The 17,809-nt window shown below is 65.3% G+C and carries 13 protein-coding genes; 10 read left to right on the top strand and 3 right to left on the bottom strand.

The window, feature by feature from the left end; genetic code table 11:
* The first annotated feature begins 70 nt into the window (after window positions 1-70).
* The 3 genes from CH293_RS05215 (at window position 71) to CH293_RS05205 (ending at window position 3,239) form a co-directional block, all read left to right on the top strand.
* Complete coding sequence (locus CH293_RS05215) at window positions 71-967, top strand: LysR family transcriptional regulator (protein ID WP_037114303.1); 897 nt, start codon at window positions 71-73, stop codon at window positions 965-967.
* A gap of 28 nt (window positions 968-995) precedes the next feature.
* Window positions 996-1,547 carry a TetR family transcriptional regulator gene (locus tag CH293_RS05210; RefSeq protein ID WP_037114302.1) on the top strand — a complete coding sequence of 184 codons (552 nt, stop codon included), beginning with the start codon at window positions 996-998 and terminating at the stop codon, window positions 1,545-1,547.
* A 105-nt stretch (window positions 1,548-1,652) separates the two neighbouring features.
* Window positions 1,653-3,239 (top strand): GMC oxidoreductase, encoded by a 1,587-nt coding sequence (locus tag CH293_RS05205; RefSeq protein WP_176459917.1) that lies wholly within the window; start codon window positions 1,653-1,655, stop codon window positions 3,237-3,239.
* A 19-nt stretch (window positions 3,240-3,258) separates the two neighbouring features.
* On the opposite strand, the gene CH293_RS05200 is transcribed toward CH293_RS05205, so the two are convergent.
* The gene (locus tag CH293_RS05200; RefSeq protein WP_094719568.1) at window positions 3,259-5,448 is read right to left on the bottom strand and encodes an HNH endonuclease signature motif containing protein; all 2,190 of its coding nucleotides are present in this window, start codon (window positions 5,446-5,448) and stop codon (window positions 3,259-3,261) included.
* Window positions 5,449-5,914: 466 nt separating this feature from the next.
* Here CH293_RS05200 and CH293_RS28120 point away from each other — a divergent pair, with 466 nt between their 5' ends.
* The 7 genes from CH293_RS28120 (at window position 5,915) to CH293_RS05165 (ending at window position 15,548) form a co-directional block, all read left to right on the top strand.
* Window positions 5,915-6,076: a hypothetical protein gene (locus CH293_RS28120; RefSeq protein WP_176459916.1), complete on the top strand. Its 162-nt coding sequence runs from the start codon at window positions 5,915-5,917 to the stop codon at window positions 6,074-6,076.
* Between the two features lie 132 nt (window positions 6,077-6,208).
* Window positions 6,209-9,010, top strand: a complete 2,802-nt coding sequence (locus CH293_RS05190) for a helix-turn-helix transcriptional regulator (protein WP_094719566.1) — start codon at window positions 6,209-6,211, stop codon at window positions 9,008-9,010.
* Between the two features lie 118 nt (window positions 9,011-9,128).
* Window positions 9,129-10,400 (top strand): NDMA-dependent methanol dehydrogenase, encoded by a 1,272-nt coding sequence (gene mdo, locus CH293_RS05185; protein ID WP_037114423.1) that lies wholly within the window; start codon window positions 9,129-9,131, stop codon window positions 10,398-10,400.
* 18 nt (window positions 10,401-10,418) lie between these two features.
* Entirely contained in the window at window positions 10,419-11,486 is a 1,068-nt protein-coding gene (locus CH293_RS05180; RefSeq protein ID WP_037114297.1) for a MoxR family ATPase, read from the top strand.
* Window positions 11,483-13,021, top strand: coding sequence for a VWA domain-containing protein (locus CH293_RS05175; protein WP_094719565.1), 1,539 nt, complete (start codon window positions 11,483-11,485; stop codon window positions 13,019-13,021). Before CH293_RS05180 ends, CH293_RS05175 begins: the two co-directional genes overlap by 4 nt.
* Window positions 13,022-13,074: 53 nt before the next feature.
* Window positions 13,075-13,908, top strand: a complete 834-nt coding sequence (locus CH293_RS05170; protein ID WP_094719633.1) for an NmrA/HSCARG family protein — start codon at window positions 13,075-13,077, stop codon at window positions 13,906-13,908.
* 23 nt (window positions 13,909-13,931) lie between these two features.
* Window positions 13,932-15,548 (top strand): MFS transporter, encoded by a 1,617-nt coding sequence (locus CH293_RS05165; RefSeq protein WP_255122702.1) that lies wholly within the window; start codon window positions 13,932-13,934, stop codon window positions 15,546-15,548.
* Here the strand turns inward: CH293_RS05165 and CH293_RS05160 are convergent.
* Together CH293_RS05160 and CH293_RS05155 are read right to left on the bottom strand one after the other, a co-directional pair.
* Window positions 15,515-16,399 carry a DUF5996 family protein gene (locus CH293_RS05160; RefSeq protein ID WP_094719634.1) on the bottom strand — a complete coding sequence of 295 codons (885 nt, stop codon included), beginning with the start codon at window positions 16,397-16,399 and terminating at the stop codon, window positions 15,515-15,517. The two genes, CH293_RS05165 and CH293_RS05160, sit on opposite strands and share 34 nt — an antisense overlap.
* 68 nt (window positions 16,400-16,467) lie before the next feature.
* Window positions 16,468-17,727 (bottom strand): NADH:flavin oxidoreductase/NADH oxidase family protein, encoded by a 1,260-nt coding sequence (locus tag CH293_RS05155; RefSeq protein ID WP_037184703.1) that lies wholly within the window; start codon window positions 17,725-17,727, stop codon window positions 16,468-16,470.
* Window positions 17,728-17,809: the final 82 nt, after the last annotated feature.

Below are 17,809 nucleotides of genomic sequence, written 5' to 3'. Positions count from 1 at the left end.
TCGCAAGAAGCCGCGGTGAAAGGGCGCAGGAGGCAAAGTATTCTTTCTTCAAAGGAAAGAAAGGAGTCTGATGCAGAAGGATGATCTGGGATTCTTCGAGGTAGTGGCCAGGTCGGCCAGCCTCACCGCGGTCGGCCGCGAGCTGGGGGTGTCCGTCTCGTCGGTCAGCAAGCGTCTCGCCCAGCTCGAATCCAGATTGGCGGTACGGCTCGTCCATCGCAGTACCCGCCGGCTCACGTTGACTCCGGAAGGCGAGCGATATGCACGCGGTGCCGCGGCCATATCGGCCGACGTGGCCGAATTGGAGGAATCCATCAGCGGCCACTATGCGGAGCTGCGTGGGCGCCTGCAGGTTCACTCGTCGGTCGGACTGGGGCGGGCCCACATCGCTCCCCTGATGGCGGAATTCGTGGCGTTGCATCCGAGGCTCGAGGTGGACGTGGAACTCTCCGCAACACCTCCGGCGGCATCGAGGACGCCGTACGACCTCTCCATTCGGGTTGGTGCACTACAGGATTCGAGGTCCACCGCCAAGCGGCTGGCGCGCAGCCGTCGAATCGTGGTCGCCTCACCCGGCTACGTCGCCGAGCACGGATTTCCTCGGACCGTCGAAGAGATACGCCGGCACAACTGCATCGTGCTTCGTCAGGACGAGGGTGACTTCGCGTTGTGGCGATTCGGCGTCGGGGCCGACGAGACGGCGCTGCGGGTCTCGGGCAACATGACGAGCAACGACGGGGACGTCACCACCGCGTGGTGTGTGGAGGGACGTGGTCTGCTGATGCGATCGCTGTGGCACGTCGGTCCGATGCTGCGTGACGGCACGCTGGTGCAGGTTCTTCCGGACATCGCCACCCCCGACGCGGATATTCACGCTGTGTACTCGGCGGCTCCCCAGGTTCCGCGACGAGTGCGTGCGGCCGTCGACCATCTTCGCGAACACCTGCCGCCGCGCCTGTCCGCATGAAACTGCTGAAGACGTAGATAATGGACCGATGCGGTCGCGGCAGAAGGTCCTCAACGCAACGTTGCGTCTGATCGAGGACGGTGGATTCGAAGGAGTCAACGTCGCCGCGGTCGCCAGTGCCGCGGGGGTCTCACGGCAAACCGTCTACAGCATCTTCGGGTCCCGCGAAGAGGTCGTGTCGCAGGCGGTGGCCAGCCTGGTGTTGGAGATTCTGGGCGGTATTCGAGTGAGGCTCGAATCCGCCGGGTCCGTCGCGGAGTTCGCGACGGAAATGATCGTGTCCGGGCGTGACGCGTTTCGGTCCAATCCGGTGCTCGCAGCGCTTCTGGTGGCCGAGCAGGGAAACCCGGTCTTCGACTACGGCATGATCGCGCGCGCCAAACCTGTTGCGAAGCAGTTCTTCGTTTCGCTCGTGGATCGCGGAATGGTCGACGAACACTACCTTGACGAGATCGTCGAGATCACCGTGCGCCTCGGGTTGTCGGTGATCGTCTTCGACAGTGATGCGGTGCGTACGGATGAGTTGCTCCGCGAGTTCCTCGGCAAGTGGCTCGAACCCGCGCTCGAACGGCTGACCTGACGCCGTTACCGAGGGAAACCTTGACACTTCTCCGCTGCGGTGTCTAGTTTTGGGTCCACTCAGCCCGAAGTGGCTGCAGTTTCCTACGGGGTGGGGGTGGGCTCGATGCCGACTGTGAGTCGCAGAACGTTCTTGACCGGGGCAGGGGTCGCCGTAGCGGGCGCCGCGCTGGGAGGTGGCCGAGCCGGTGCGCGGTCGAAGGTGAACCGGGTGCCCCTCGTCCGGGAGGACCACCGCGTCGTCGTCGTGGGGTCCGGATTCGGCGGCGGCGTCGCATCGCTGCGCTTGGCGGAGGCCGGTGTGCCGGTGACGGTGCTCGAGCGTGGAATGCGCTGGCCGACCGGCCCGAACTCCGAGACGTTCCCGCACGCGGCCAACCCGGACAAACGCATCTTGTGGCACAGGTCCAACCCGCAGCTGTTCGGGAGACCGCTCGCATTCGATCCGTACGCAGGCCTCCTCGAAGCCGTCGTCGGAGACAACATGACGGCTCTGTGCGCAGCCGGCGTCGGAGGCGGGTCCCTCGTGTATCAGGGTATGACGCTGCAACCCGCGGAACACGTCTTCGACGCCAACTTCCCGGACGGGCTCGACTGGAAGACCCTCGACCGTGTGCACTACCCGCGCGTGGCACGCATGCTCGGACTGGCCACCGCGCCGGACGAACTGATCGACAGCCCCAACTACCAGGCCGCGCGAGTGTTCGCACAGAACGCTGTGCGAGAGGGTTTTCCGGTGTCGAAGATTCCGATGCCGATCGACTGGAACTACGCACTCGCAGAACTGCGCGGAGAAATGGCCCCGTCGTACACCAACGGCGACGGAGCTCTCGGTGTCAACAACGGCGGAAAGAACTCTGTCGACGTCACTTACATTGCCGCAGGGGAGGCGACGGGACTCGTCACCGTGGAAATTCTCCACGAAGTCCGCGATGTGGAGCGAGCACCGGACGGCAGATGGACCCTCTACGTGGACCGGACGGACCCGTCGGGTGTGGTGCTCGAGAACAAGATTCTGACGACCGACACGCTCGTGATGGCCGCAGGAAGCACCAACACCACCAAGCTGCTGCTGCGGGCGTCCGCGTCGGGCCGTATCCCCGACATGCCGGATGCACTCGGTGAGGGATGGGGCACCAACGCAGACCGCATCTACGTGTGGACGGACATCGCGAACGGGTTCGGACCGCAGCAGGGAGGACCGGTCGTCTACGGAAGTTTGCAGTGGGACGATCCGCATGCCGCCTTCACTATCATCCAGGCGTCGTTCCCGCCGCTCGGACTGGACGGCAGAAGCACGACGATGGTCGGGTACGGCGTCAGTGCAGGCCGCGGAAGGTTCGAATACGACAGCGCCGTCGACGACGCGGTACTGCGATGGCCGTGGGAGGGCGACTCGGCCATACAACTGTCGAAGATCGGGCCCGCTGCACACAGGTTGGCCGGTCCATCGGGTCTGCTCACCGACACCAACGCCCTCGTGCCGACCACTTGGCATCCACTCGGCGGCGCCAACATGGGTTCGGTGTGCGATCTCGAGGGTCGTGTCCTCGGGCAGCGTGGACTGTACGTTCTCGACGGGGCGCTTCTCCCCGGCAATGCGGCCGCCTGCAATCCGTCGATGACCATCGCAGCCATCGCAGAACGCGCCCTCGACCGACTGGTCACCGAGGACGTCGGCACGGTGATCTAGCGTCCCGAGCGCAGAGCATTCAGAAGGGCGCCCGGTAGTTTCGTGTTTCTCGGGCTGCGATGACCGTTCGATGCTCGACGAACATGCGCCGAATGAACGTGGCGTCCTCCCGGTCCTGGGTGTCGGTCATCCGCGCGATGTCGCCGAGCGAGGGTATGCGAATGGTGCCGTCGGCCATCGGGGAATTCATGTCGGCGACCTTCGACCACGTCGAGTCGGTGACGGAGATGTGCATCTCCCACCATGTCGGCTCGTACAGTGCGTCGGAGGGCACACGCTCCAGTGCCGCTGCAGTGTCTGCTCTGTCGGCGGACATGGGTTGCGCCGAGTCGTCCAGATCGCATGGGTCGACGACGTAGCCCATGCCGTTCTCTCGGTCCGAGTTCCATATCCACGATTCAGGCCGCATGCGGTGTTTCGATGTATGTCGGAACGTCGCGGGCACCACGACTGTCCCGAAGGTCGACGGTGTCATGTGGCGCAGGCCCGACGTCGACACCCAGTAGATCGCGTCGCCGGCCAATACCGCAGCGGTCCACAGCTTCAGTGTCTTCGCCTGGTGGTGGTATTTGCACAGAGGCTGCAGGTTGGATCGAACGGTCCATCCGCCTGCGAGGGGATCGTTGTGATCGAACGGTACGACGTGGTCGATTTCGCACCGTTCGGACGGCACACTGCACCCAGGAAATGTGCACGTGCAGTGCGTAGCTCGCGTGAGTGCGACAAGCTCGGCCGACGGCCTGTACGTCAGCGCGCCAGGTGGCGGCTCGAGGAAACCGCCATGGCCGTCGGGGTGTATTCCGCGGGTCAACGATGAATCCTGCGCCGACGCGGACAGGAAGTCCTGTATGTACTTCGACAGATCGATGTCGTGGTGTCGGACCTTCGACGACGTTGTTCTGTTGGCGGAAGCGGATTCCCGTGAAGGTAGCGGAGCTGCCGACCGGATCTTGCCTCGGCGCAGCAGCCGCACAGCGCGCGGACCTTCCGATTCGCCGCTGCCCGAAGGTACCCGCGGTACAGGGCCGGACGGAACATCAGGGTCGGACGGAACACCAGGGCCGGACGGAACACCGGGGCCACCCGAGTCACTGGGGCCGCCCGAATCACCGGGGCCGTCGGTGTCGCTGTCCCCGTCGGTGTCGCTGTCACCGTCGGTGCCGTCGGTGTTGTGTTGTGGCGAGGCGTCGTCGGACTCGACCCGGGCTTCGGCGGTGCGATCGGTTGCAGCGGTCGCGTGGTGCGCGGCGTCGAGAAGTTCGGTCAACAGGATCTGCCACTCGGCACTGCGGGCGATGTGTCGTGCGATTTCAGGGTCGAGAACGGTTCCGTCTCCGAGGGTCGCGGGTTCGTTGGTCAGCCCCAGTAGTGTCTTGATGTCGATCATGATCTGGAGCAGGTGGGGGCGACGATCCTTGTGGACTCGCTCGGTGCTGCGGACAGGGCACTCTGCTCGACCGCAGGTGCAGAGGATGTAGTCCTCGCGGTGGAAGAGGGCCAGCAGTGCGAATCCTCGGAGCTGCTTCTTGGTCCGCGGATCACGGGAGCACACTGTCCCGATCAATTCTTCCAGAACCGAGTTGCATTCCGCGCCTTCGAGAGTGGACATCTTGGCAATGAGGGTGGCCGTACCGTCATCGCCTCGCTTCACCTCGGCGCAGCGCTCCTCGGATTCGGTTGCTTTCTGAGCGGCGGAGGCTTCGGCGGCGTCGTGCTCGAACCAGGCTCGCCAGATGTTCTCCTTGAGTGCTCTGGTGTTCATGCGCAGCGCGGCCGACAGTACGGACTCCTCCAACGCCGCGACCGTGGTATCGCTTGCCTTCTCCAGGGTGAGTGCGATTGCCCGGGCGCGTGGGTAGTCCAAGTCGCCCTCGTCGAAGGCTGCGGAGACCCGAGGTAGGCGCCACGCGAGTTGCGCACCGACGGTCAACAGGTCACGCGTCATCATGCGGGACAGGGACAATGCGACGGCGGCCTCGCATTCGACCGTGCGCCTGGCCAATGCGATATCGGCCTCGTCCTCTCCTAAGTGATGTACATCCATCTCCGTTGCGAATCTGAGTTCGGTCAAGTCGTGTACGGAACGGACCACCGCGGCGGCGCACCTGTTCTCGGCTCGGCGGGCATCTGCAAGCGAGGACAGCGCTGTCGCCGCGGCTGCATCGGCAGCCGCGCGAATCTCTCTGGTCGTGCCCCCCTGCATCCCCATGCCGCAAGTCTAATCGAACGTATGTTCGAACGCAATAGCCACGCGCTGTGCGTGTATGCGTGTAGGTAGTTCAGTTACCGAGGATCAACGTGTTGCGGGGTTTGCGTTGTTCGAGGAGGGTGTTGGTGCCCTCTCGGCTGCTGCGAAGGTCGGTGGTAGGCGCTGTGGTCTTGCTTTACGGCCGGTGGCGGGTTCGAGGGGGAAATGGGTTGGTGGAGAAACCGGATCGAGCTGGCGCGTGAGTGCGGACTGTCGTCGGCGAGAATCATCGATCCGTGGGTGCGCGGATATCGCCGCGCGGCGACGAGGCGCTACGTCCGAAGAGGTCGGGTCGGGGACCGGCACCGTCGGGAGTTGATCCGGGTGAGGCCAGCGAGCTCGACCGCCTGCGCGGAAGGAACGAGCGGGTGCGCACTCAGATGGCGTACCTGGGAGAATTGCGGGCCTCGAGGGAACTGGGACGACGGTGAAGGTTCTCGCTGGCATCGCGCTCGAGGCGCAGTATCGCTCTCGAGAAGAAATGTTTCGTCACCTCCGATACCTCGACTGGTTCTACAACGACCGCATCTCGTTACGCCTCGACGGCCTGAGCCCGGTGCGATGCCGAGCCCAGGCCCTCGCGGCCTAGGCTTTGCATTGAGCAGTCCAACCCACGGGGTCCAGCGCGCTGCCGTGGGTGGCCATGCGAACGCTGTACGACAGGCGCGGCGGTGTCACAATGTGAACGACATATTGTTGCTACAACTACGGGCGGTGCTCGATGACTGCGGAACGCGAGCCCGCTGGGGCGCTGGTGGGGCGAGACGCGCTGGCTGCGTCGATCACCCGCATGGTGACGAATCCGGGCGCGGGCGATCGGATGTTCTGGCTGCTGGGTGAGGCCGGGATCGGCAAGAGCACTCTTCTCCGGCATGCGCGTGCCGTCGCCGAGGACGCCGGTGTTCGAGTGCTGCAAGCCTCAGGCGTGGACGCCGAGACCCAGCAGATGTTCTCCGGACTGCAGCAGTTGTTGTGGCCGGTCATGGCGTATGCCGACCGTCTGCCCGAAGCAATTCGAATCCCACTCGACGAGATGCTGGGTCGCGCACCCCTGCCCGCCATGGTCGACATGTACGCCTGCAGGCACGCGGTACTCCACCTCCTCGAAGTGCTCGCCGCGGAGTCACCCCTCGTGCTGCTTCTCGACGACGCGCACCTGCTCGACCGTGATTCGCTCGACATCGTCGTCTACGCAGTCCGGCGGGTGGCCGGTCCGATGACCACGCTGTGCAGCTCGAGAGGTCACCGTATTCCCGACGGCGTCGATCCTGGCGTCGCCGCGGCGGAGGTCCCCAGTCTCACCGAAGCAGAGTCCGCCGTCTTGTTGGACCGTCAGCCCATGACACCGTCGCGCTCTGCGCGACTCGAGATCATTCGTCAGGCAAAGGGAAATCCTCTGGCGATCATCGAGTTCAGCCGTGCCGTCGTCCGGTCGGGCGTCGACCTGTCGGCCAGTACGGGCGACGACCGGGTTCGTCGGGTGCAGTCGCTGTTCTCCCTTCGAATCGCCGACCTGACGCCGCAGACCCGAAAGTTGTTGCTCTACGCGGCGTCCGGATCCGGATACGAGTCTCTGGACATCATCACCGCGGCTGCAGGGTTCGGCGGCGATCTGTCGGTGTGGAGGGAAGCGGAACAGTCCGGTCTCGTTGTGATCGACGGCCGTGCCGTACATTTCACGCATCCGCTGGTCCGCTCCGCAGCCTATTCCGACTGCAGTGTGGACCAGCGCCGCGCCGCACACGAGGATTTCGCTGCTCGACTGGTCGACGACCCGCCATGCCGGGCGTGGCATCGTGCTGCGGCCGCGGACGGCGTGGACGAATCGGTGGCCGCGGAACTGGAAGGCGCCGCCGAACTGTCTCACCGCCGAGGAGGGTTCTTCGAGGTCGCACGTGCGTTGGAACGGTCTGCGCAAATCTCTCCGGCGCCGGACAAAGCGGCGTTGCGATACGCCAGTGCTGCGCACGCTGCCTACATGGCGGGCGATCCGCAGTGGGGACTGTCGTTGGCTGCTCAGGTTCGCCGAGCAACGACCTCGCCCGAGATTCGCAGTGCGGCAGCGCTTCCGACTGCCTCGATACTGCTGCAAACGGCGAAACCGGACGAGGCGTTCGACGTGGTGCGTCGCACGTTCTCGGAGTACACACCGACGGACGAAAGTCTTACTCTGGCGCTGTTGTTCACTGCCCTCGGCGCGGCGCATTTCAGTGGCGGAGAGTGGCGAAGGACCGCATTGTCCAGTCTCGCCGAGGCGATTCCCGCACCGAGCGCCGGCGGTGAGGTCTCCTCGGAAGGGCGCGACCTTCTGTCGCCGATGCCGGATGCGGCGAAGGAAGCCGTCAGGCAGCTGATTGCCGAGTACTCGACGAGCACCCTCGGGGCGGAGGCTCGCGTAGCCCTCGACGAGACCTCGTCCATCGCAGCCAAGATCTCGTACCTGCTGGCGGAAGGGACGAGGGCATACCTCAGCGAGAACAGCGTCGACGCCCTGTCCTACTTCGGGCGAGGAATCGAATCTCTGCGTGAGGTAGGAAGTCTCGGAGCCGGGGCGATGGGGATGGCTGCATTCCTGGGTGCCCTTGTCGACACCGGCCGGTGGAACGAGGTGGACAAAGCTGCCGAGGAGGCATCCGAGGTGGCGACGGTGGGCAGGATGGCGCTCGTCGAAGCGATCGTCGAAATCCACCGTGGCACCATCGAGACTCACCGCGGCAACGTGGATGTCGCGAAAGGACACCTGGCCCGGGCGGCGACACTGTTCGAGCCGCGAGCGAACGGTGCGCTGACGGTCGATCTGACGCGGGCCCGTTCGTTCCTCGCCTGTGTGAACGGTGATTTCGCGAGCGCGTACGAGCGACTGCGAGGTGTCTTCGAGGACGACGGCACGCCGCTGCACAGCATCCAATCGGTGCTCGGTATCGCGGACCTGGCATGGGCTGGTGCAAGGAGCGGGCAACAGGCGTCGGCCAGGCGGTTCGTGACAGCCATCGGGCGTGCGATCGGGTCGAAGCCACCGGCCAGGATCAGGTTGCTTCGGCACCTGGCTGCCGCCCTGGTGAGCGAAACCACCCGCGGCGCCGAACGTCATTACCGGACGGCAGTTCTCGATCCGGACGGTGGTCAGTGGCCGGTCGAGCGTGCACGTGCTCAGCTTCACTACGGCGAATGGCTGCGGCGCAACCGCCGTCCTACCGACGCCAGGCCACAGTTGGCAGCGGCGTTGGACACGTTCGAATCCGTCGGCGCGCGGACGTTCGCGGACATCGCTCGGGCGGAACTGCGGGCAGCAGGCGGCACTCGCGGATCGACGTCGACGACGACGGACGGGTGGGCGTCGCTGACTGCTCAGGAACAACACATCGCGACCCTCGCCGCGGAAGGCCTGACGAACCGCCAGATCGGCGAGCAATTGCACCTCTCACCACGCACGATCGGCTCGCACCTGTATCACGTGTATCCGAAGCTCGGAGTCAGCAAGCGTCACGAACTGCGGGGGATGATCGACCGGGCAGCACGCTGACCTGACCGATCGGGTAGTTCGGTCCAGCGGACGGGCGGTTCGGGGTGAAATCCCTTGTCGCCGATCATGTCGAACCCTCAGAGTGAGCGTAGTCACACCGACTCACCAGGAGGATCCGATGGCAATCGAGCTCAACCAGATCTGGGACTTCCCGATCAAGGAATTCCACCCCTTCCCACGCGCGCTTCTCGGAGTGGGCGCACACGACATCATCGGCGTCGAGGCGAAGAACCTCGGATTCAAGCGTTCGCTGCTGGTCACCACCGGACTCCGCGGTTCGGGCATCATCGAAGAACTCATCGGCAAGATCGAGTACCAGGGTGTCGAGGTCGTCCTGTACGACAAGGTCGAGTCGAACCCGAAAGACTACAACGTCATGGACGCTGCTGCCCTCTACCAGAAGGAGAAGTGCGACAGCATCATCTCCGTCGGTGGTGGCTCGAGTCACGACGCAGCCAAGGGCGCTCGCATCGTGATCGCCCACGACGGACGCAACATCAACGAGTTCGAGGGCTTCGCCAAGTCCACCAACAAGGAGAACCCCCCTCACATCGCGGTATCGACCACCGCCGGAACGGGTTCGGAGACGTCCTGGGCATACGTGATCACCGATACCTCGGACATGGACAATCCGCACAAGTGGGTCGCGTTCGACGAGGCATCGATCGTCACCGTCGCCATCGACGATCCGCTGCTGTACTACACCTGCCCCCAGCACTTCACCGCCTACTGCGGGTTCGACGTGTTGGCCCACGGCAGTGAGCCTTTCGTGTCCCGGTTGGACTTCGCTCCGTCGCTCGGCAACGCCTTGTACTCGGTGGAGCTCGTGGCGAAGAACCTCCGCGAAGCCGTGTACGAGCCGCGCAACCTGAAGGCCCGCGAGGGAATGATGAACGCGCAGTACATCGCCGGACAGGCGTTCAACTCCGGTGGTCTGGGCATCGTGCACTCCATCTCGCACGCGGTCAGTGCATACTTCGACTCGCACCACGGTCTGAACAACGCCATCGCGCTGCCCCGCGTATGGGAGTACAACCTGCCCTCGCGGTACGAACGCTACGCACAGATGGCAGGGGCTCTCGGCGTGGACACCCGCAATCTCACGACGGTACAAGCTGCCGACGCCGCTGTGGAGGCCGCGATTCGGCTGTCGAAGGACGTGGGCATCCCCGACAACTTCGGTGAGGTCAACACCAGGCTCTACGACAAGAACCGGATGAACACCGGCAAGTACGCCGGCCGCGGCGAGGTCATCCCCGGCGACGAGAAGACGGTGCTCAAGATTTCCGAGCACATCCAGGGAGACTGGTGCACCCCGGGCAACCCTCGCGAGGTCACCGTCGACTCCATGATCCCCGTCGTCGACCACGCCATCAACAAGGCTTACTGAGCGCAGGAGAGAATTACCATGACATCGGCCGGCCTGGAGGCATGCAGTGAACCGATCTTCTCGACCAGTGCGGACACCGTCCGTGACGGGCTTCGCGAGACGGGATACATCTCGGGGGACGATCTCGCCGTCGTAGTCCATCTCGCGATCGCCCTGGATCGACCATTGCTGCTCGAAGGGCCGGCCGGTGTCGGCAAGACCGAATTGGCCAAGGCGCTCGCCGTCGCAGGCGGGCGCAGGCTGGTGCGGTTGCAGTGCTACGAGGGCCTGGACGACAACCGCGCCCTCTACGAATGGGATTACGCCAAACAGCTTCTGCACGTACAGATGCTGCGCGACCGCATCGGCTCCGAACTCGCGGCGGTCGAGAGCACCGAGGAAGCGTCGCAGATCCTGGCGGACACGGACTTCGGCCTGTACTCGGAGAAGTTTCTCGCGGTGCGGCCACTCCTCGACGCCATACTGTCCGAGGAACCCGTCGTACTCCTCATCGACGAGGTCGACCGAACCGAGGAATCCATGGAGGCGATGCTCCTGGAAATCCTCGCGGAGAAACAGATCACGATCCCCGAAGTCGGAACCTTCGTGGCCAGGACCGATCCGTGGGTCATACTCACCTCCAACGACACTCGCGAACTGTCTGCTGCGTTGAAACGTCGCTGCCTGCACTTCTCCGTCGGCTACCCGACGCCCGAACGCGAACGTGAGATCGTGTCCTCCCGGGCCCCCGAAGTGGAGGACGCCACCGTCGCCGACGTCGTCGAACTCGCCAGGTCCCTGAGGGAACTCCCGCTGCGCAAGAGTCCATCGGTCTCCGAGGTCATCGACGCAGCCCGCGCCGCGATGATCCTGAAGGATCACGACACCGAACGCACGCGAGAGATCCTGCTGGCAGCTCTTCTCAAGTACGGAAGCGACGTCGAACTGGTTCGTGGACGAGCGCAGGCGCCTGCCCCGGACACATCCGACGAGCCGAACGCGACCGTCGCCTCCCGCCCGCCCAACACCACCACCGCGGCGTTTCGAGGCACCGGCGGCCGCGACCCTCGCACGAGCGGCGTGGGGTTCGGAATCCGAAAGAAGTGAGTGCCGTGTCCGATCTCGGTCGCCGAAGCACACCGGCCTACGTACTCGACGTCCTCGCAGCGGTGTTCGGCCGCCTGCTTCGTCGTCACGGTGTATCGGCGTCGCCTGCCGAAGTGATCGAGGTGCGTAGAGTTCTCGGTCTCGTCGGCGCCGGTGACCTCCGAGTGCTCGAATCCGCGCTGCGCGCGACGTGTGCCAAGTACAGCTACGAGCAGGACGGATTCGACGCCGCGTTCGAGCGGCTGTTCCACCCCCGCCCGGTTACCGTGTTGGACGAGCGTCGGCCGACGCATGATTCGGGTGCCGACGGGGCGCCCACTACCCTCGAGATCTCGAACGACGACAGGGACACCGGCCGCTACGCGGACTACAACGAGAATGCAGCCGAAGTCGGTGACTTCTTCGACACTCCCGAGGCGGACAAAGGATTCAATCCGCACAAGGACGACGACGACCTGTCCATCACCGGCGCGGACTCCAACCTTGCCGTCGACACCGAGAACGACAGCGGCAGAAGGGGCGTGTCCTTCACCGTCGACGTCGACCGCGCCGACTCCGCGACCGTCGGCGACCTCTCGTCGGCACAAGCGATGATCTCGCAAGGGACGCTGGCATGGGATGACCCGGAGGGCATTCTCCGTTGGCTCGACGCCTACGACCCCCACTCGCTCTACGGTGATCAGGGAGACGGTGAGCCGTTGACCGCGGCACAACTCGACAAGTTGGTCGACGCGGTGGAAGCGTTCGTCGACGCCATCGCAGGCCAGGATCGAACCGCAGACTCCCGAGACACGGCGACGGCGTCCGACGCACCCGACTCGGACATTCCGTCGCGCGCCGAGGTGGGCGATGCGTGTCGAGAAGTACTGCGCCGCATGCGTGGTACACCGCGACCTCGCCCACGTGAAGCCACGAACGGGCGACTGAACATGCGCCGAACGGTCCGGGCGAGCATGAGAACCGACGGCGTGCCTTTCCATTTGATGGTGGACAAGCCAGTGCCGGAACGGGTTCGGCTCCTCGTCCTCGCCGACGTCTCGCTGTCGGTGCGTCCGATCACCGCGTTCACACTGCGGCTCGCGCAGGCGATGCGGCACCGGACCAGCAGGTGCACGGTGCTCGCCTTCGTGGACAATCCCGTCGACGTGACGGACCTGCTGGCGCGCAGTACCGGTGACGACGCGCTCGCATCGGTGCTCGCGGCACCCGAGTTGGACCTGGAGGCGAGCAGCGATTACGGCCGCACGCTCGAAGAGCTGTTGACGACGCACGGCTCCAAGGTCACCTCGCGCACCTCGGTCCTGATCGTCGGTGACGGCCGGTGCAACGGTCTGCCACCGCGGGTGGACAAATTGGAGGAACTGTCCAGGAAGGTGCATCGCCTGGCCTGGGTGACACCCGAGCACGAGAGGTATTGGTCGCAGGCCTCGTGCGCCATGAGCGAGTACGCCGAGGTGTGCAACGGCGTCGTGACGGCCAGGGATGCGCGTCAGTTGATCGAGAGGGCGCCCGATTTGGGTAATGCTCTGCGCTGAGTTCAGTCGCACGACTGATGACCGAGCCGCACGGACACGGCACTGTGACGAGTATGAGCAAGCCTTGTGCAGTCGTGGGAGCAACCGGAGGTCAGGGAGGGGCGGTTGTCGACGCCCTCCTGGAACGGGGCATTCCGGTCCGGGCCCTGGTACGGCGCCTGTCCGCCCGCACCGACGCACTCCAGCAGCGGGGTGTGGAGATCAGAGAAGCGGACATCACCGATCGGTCCGCGACGACCGACGCGTTCACCGGTGTGGCCGGAGTGTTCGCAATGACCACTCCGTTCGAGGACGGGCCGGAGGCTGAGATCGCCCAGGGGCAGGCACTCGTCGACGCACTGGTGGCCGCGAACGTTCCCCACGTCGTGTTCTCGTCCGTTGCCGACGCGGATCGATCCACGGGAATACCGCACTTCGAGACGAAGGCCAGGACGGAAGCGATTCTGCGAGCGTCCACCGTGCCGTTCACCATCGTCGGCCCCACCTACTTCTACGACAACATGCTGGGCGGCATCGAGGACGTTCGACGTGGACGACTCGACCTACCGCTACCGGTGGACACCCCGTTGCAGCAGATGTCCCGCCGCGATCTCGGTCGATTCGTCGCGCTCGTGTTGTCCGATCCGTCCCGATTCCTCGGCGCCCGAATCGATCTGGCGTCCGACGATCCGACCCCCGCCCAGATGGCCGCTGCGCTCGGGGCAGTCCTCGGTACCGCCGTCACCGCGCACTCGTACGACGCCGCCGCGATCTCGTCGCCGGACATGCGCGCGATGTTCCAGTTCCTGACCGATACCGGGTACGACGCGGACATCGACGGTCTGCGCCGCGAGTACCCGGAGGTCGGCTGGCAAAGGTTCACGGACTGGGTGGCGGAACTGAGGTGACTGGGGTGACTGGGGTGACTGGGGTGACTGCACACGAGGGTTCAGCATGGGCGCCGCTGCGAAACTCGGTGTATCGCATGCTTTTTCTCGCTCAGCTCGTGTCCAACATCGGCGGCTGGATGCAGACCGTCGGGGCGCAATGGTTCCTCGTCGAACGAAGCGCGTCGACGACGGTGATCGCCTCGGTACAGACCGCGAGCCTCGCCCCGACGTTGCTGCTGGCGCTGTTCGCGGGAGTCCTCGCCGACGCACTGGATCGCAGGATCCTGCTTCTCGTGATCGGCGTCGCGTCGAGTGTCACGGCCGGCGTTCTCACGGTCCTCGCCTGGACGGGCACGCTGACCCCGATCGGTCTGCTGGCGTCGACCTTCGTCCTGGGGTGTTGGACGTCGCTGTCGGCACCGGCATGGCAGGCGATCCAGCCCGAGTTGGTTCCACGGGAACAGATTCCTGCAGCGTCCGCACTGGGAAGCGTGACGGTCAATGCAGCTCGCGCTGTCGGTCCCGCCATTGCAGGCGTGCTCGTCGCGTTCGCCGGGCCGACGTTCGTCTTCGGTCTCAACGCCCTGTCGTTCCTGGCCGTAGTCGGTGCGCTGCTGGGATGGAAGCGTCCCCGCACGGACAACTCCGGCCGCGAGCGACTCGGAGAATCGTTGCTGACAGGCCTTCGGTACGTACGATCCGGGCCGATCGTCCGACGGATCATGGTCCGCTCGGCACTGTTCGCCTTCCCTGCGTCGGCGCTGTGGGCGCTTCTTCCGTCCATCGCGTCGTCCGTTCTGGACCTGGGCGCAATAGGGTACGGCGCGCTGCTGGGGGTCCTGGGTGTCGGGGCGGTGGCAGGCGTAGCACTGACACCCGCGCTGCGAGCCCGGTGGTCCGCCAACACACTTCTCGTCGTGTCGGCGGTGGCGTACGGCGCGGGAACCGCCGCCCTCGTGTGGTTGCCGATGTGGGTGGTGATCCCAGGTCTGGTGTTGGCCGGTATCGCGTGGATCACGACACTGACCGCATTGAACGCCGCCATTCAACTGTCGGTTGCGCACTGGGTCCGCGCCCGGGCGATGTCGGTCTATCTGCTGGTCTTCATGGGATCGCAGGCCGCCGGTTCCCTGATCTGGGGGTGGGTGGCGTCGACCATCGGTCTCGTCGACGCCGCGCTGGTGGCGACGGCACTGCTCGTGATCGTCGCCGCCAGCGTGGCCCTGCTGCCGCTGCTGCCGGACACCGGAACCCTCGACCGAACGGTGTCGACTGCATGGCCGACACCGACGGTGGTGTTCGAACCGGAACCGGACGACGGACCCGTCCAGATCACGGTGTCCTACACGGTCGAGGAAGCTCGACGAGACGCGTTCACCAGGGCGATGGCAGACGTCGGACGATCACGTCGACGCACCGGTGCGTTCTCGTGGCGGATGTATCGCAGCCTCGACAACCCGGAACTGATCCTCGAGCAGTTCCGCGTGCCGTCGTGGTCGCAGTACCGGCGCCAGCGCGACGAACGGTGGACCGGCTCCGACCACGAGGCCATCGCTGCGGCACTCACCCACGTTCTCGGCGGAGAGCCGGCAGGCGAAACCCACGCGGTCTGCCTCTCGGTCCCTCACCAACCGGCGGTCTCCACGGCAGCGCGGTGAGTCTGCTCCAGGAACCGGCGCACCGTGGCCGCGGGGTCGTCCGACTGGCGGACGAGGTGGTACGGCAGGACGTACTCGCCGAGCGTGGAGTCCCACCGGCCCGGCGCCTCGACCGCAGGGTGGGTGTCGTACCCGTCGGGATGCGGATAGGCGTAGGCGTAGAAGACGCCTTCCTCCGCTCCGCCCGGCCAGTAGCCCGCGCTGGAGACCTCGTCGCTGTACGCCTCGTGCATCACCCAGTCCGGGCAGTTGGGGATACCACCGGGATGAGTGGGCGCAGGTCGGCCGGAGAATCGCGTGACCGCCAGGTCGAACGCACCCCAGAAAAAATGTACGGGGCTCGACTTGCCGCGGAAATCGGCCCGGAACGCGGAGAACACCGAGTGCGCGCTGACAAGCGAACGCCAGAATGCCGACACCGCCTCCGCGTCGTAGGAACCGTGCACGGTGTCCTCGGCGAACGGCGTCGCGTCGGGCAACTCCACCGGCGTTCCGACGATGTCGACGTCGATCTTCAACGCGTCGAGATGCGCGGTGTACTCGGAGTAGAAGTCCGCGACGGTGCGCGGTTCCAGCTTCATGCGGCGCGAGCTGCCGTCGGTGACCTCGAAGACCAGTTCGTGAGCGAGGAAGTCGAACCTGATCTCGAGCCCTCGATCGCCGACGGGCATCAACGACGTCGTCAGGCCACGGGCGTCGACGTACAGGGGCACACCCCACCAATGATTGACGGCCGGACCCAATGCCATTCGGGTCTTTCCGACGATCTGGGTCCAGAGTTGAACGGTGTCGCGGGTCTCGATCCACGAGTCCACCGGAAGTGACGGCCATGCGTCGTATTCGGGTTGCATGGCCATATCGTCCTGCACATCGACTCGAAAAACATCAGTACGTCGACTGACTACTTGTGTTCACCCCGCTACTTGGATCCGCTGCGCCTGCTCCGGAAGGCATCGAGCCCGTTGCGCTGCAGAGTCCTCACCGCGGTGCGCCAGACGGATCGGTTCGGGTCCGGCTCGGACCCCGCACCGATCAGGTGCAGCTGGTCGGTGTGCCACTGCAGGTCGAGGGCGCCGTCGAGCGGCTTGGCGAACCTGCGCGGCAACCCGAGGCCGATCGCCGGCGACACGACGCTGTCGGCCCCGCCTCGAAGCAGCGCGTTGCCTGCGTCGGGTGTCACGGCGGCAGGTCGCCCGAGACCGACGACGTCGCACTCTCCCGACGCCACCGCGGCACCCATCGCCGACCGCGTGCGGAAGCCTCCGGTGACCGCGAGCGGAACGTCGCCCGCGGCAGTGCGGACCTCGCGGGCATAATCCAGGAAGTACGCCTCACGCCGACGCGTACTGTCGGCCACCGACCGGCCCATCATCGCGGGCGACTCGTAGGTTCCACCGCTGATCTCGATCAAATCGATGTGCTCGTCGGCCAGATGTTCGACGACGAGGCGTGACTCTTCTTCGCCGAATCCGCCGCGTTGGAAATCTGCCGAGTTGAGCTTGATGCCGACGGCGAATCCGGGGGACACGGCCGTGCGGATGGCGCGGACCACGTCGAGTACGAACCGCATGCGGTTGTCGAGACTGCCACCCCATCGGTCTTCACGTCGGTTGGCCGACGGTGAGAGGAACTGCGAGACGAGGTAGCCGTGTGCCCCGTGGATCTGGACGCCGTCGAATCCGGCGGACTCGGCGACGAGTGCTGCGGTCGCGAATCGCTCGACGATGCCCCGAATCTCGTACTCCGTCATGGCGCGCGGTGCCGGGATGCCAGGAATACCGGGAGCGATCGCCGACGGCGCGATCGGCTTGGACCGGGTCGCCATCGGATTGGCCTGGCGACCGGGGTGGTTGAGTTGCATCCAGATCGGAGACCCGCCGTCGCGCGCGGACTTGGCCCACCGGGTCATACCGTCGAGGTCGCGGTCGTCCTCGATCACCACGTTCCCGGGTTCACCGATGTGGTGACGGTCGACCATGACGTTGCCGGTGAGAACGAGACCGTAACCTCCTGCGCCCCAGCGCGTGTACAGGCGTTCGAGCCGAACGTCGGGACTGTGGGTCCTGGTGCCGAGGCCCTCGCTCAACGCGGCCTTCATGAGGCGGTTCGGCAGCACCTGACCGCACGCCAAGGTCAGCGGTGCCGCGAGCGTGGTGACAGGATCGACCTCGGTGGTCATGGTGGCCTCTCGTCGTCGACGTTATGCTGTAGTGCATACCCGAGGTCACCGTATGTGTGACGATCGGTAACGTCAAGAGGGG

Origin of the sequence: Rhodococcus sp. 14-2470-1b (assembly GCF_002259415.1) — a bacterium.
Taxonomy (GTDB): domain Bacteria; phylum Actinomycetota; class Actinomycetes; order Mycobacteriales; family Mycobacteriaceae; genus Rhodococcoides.
This window is presented reverse-complemented; position numbering and strand designations above follow the sequence as displayed.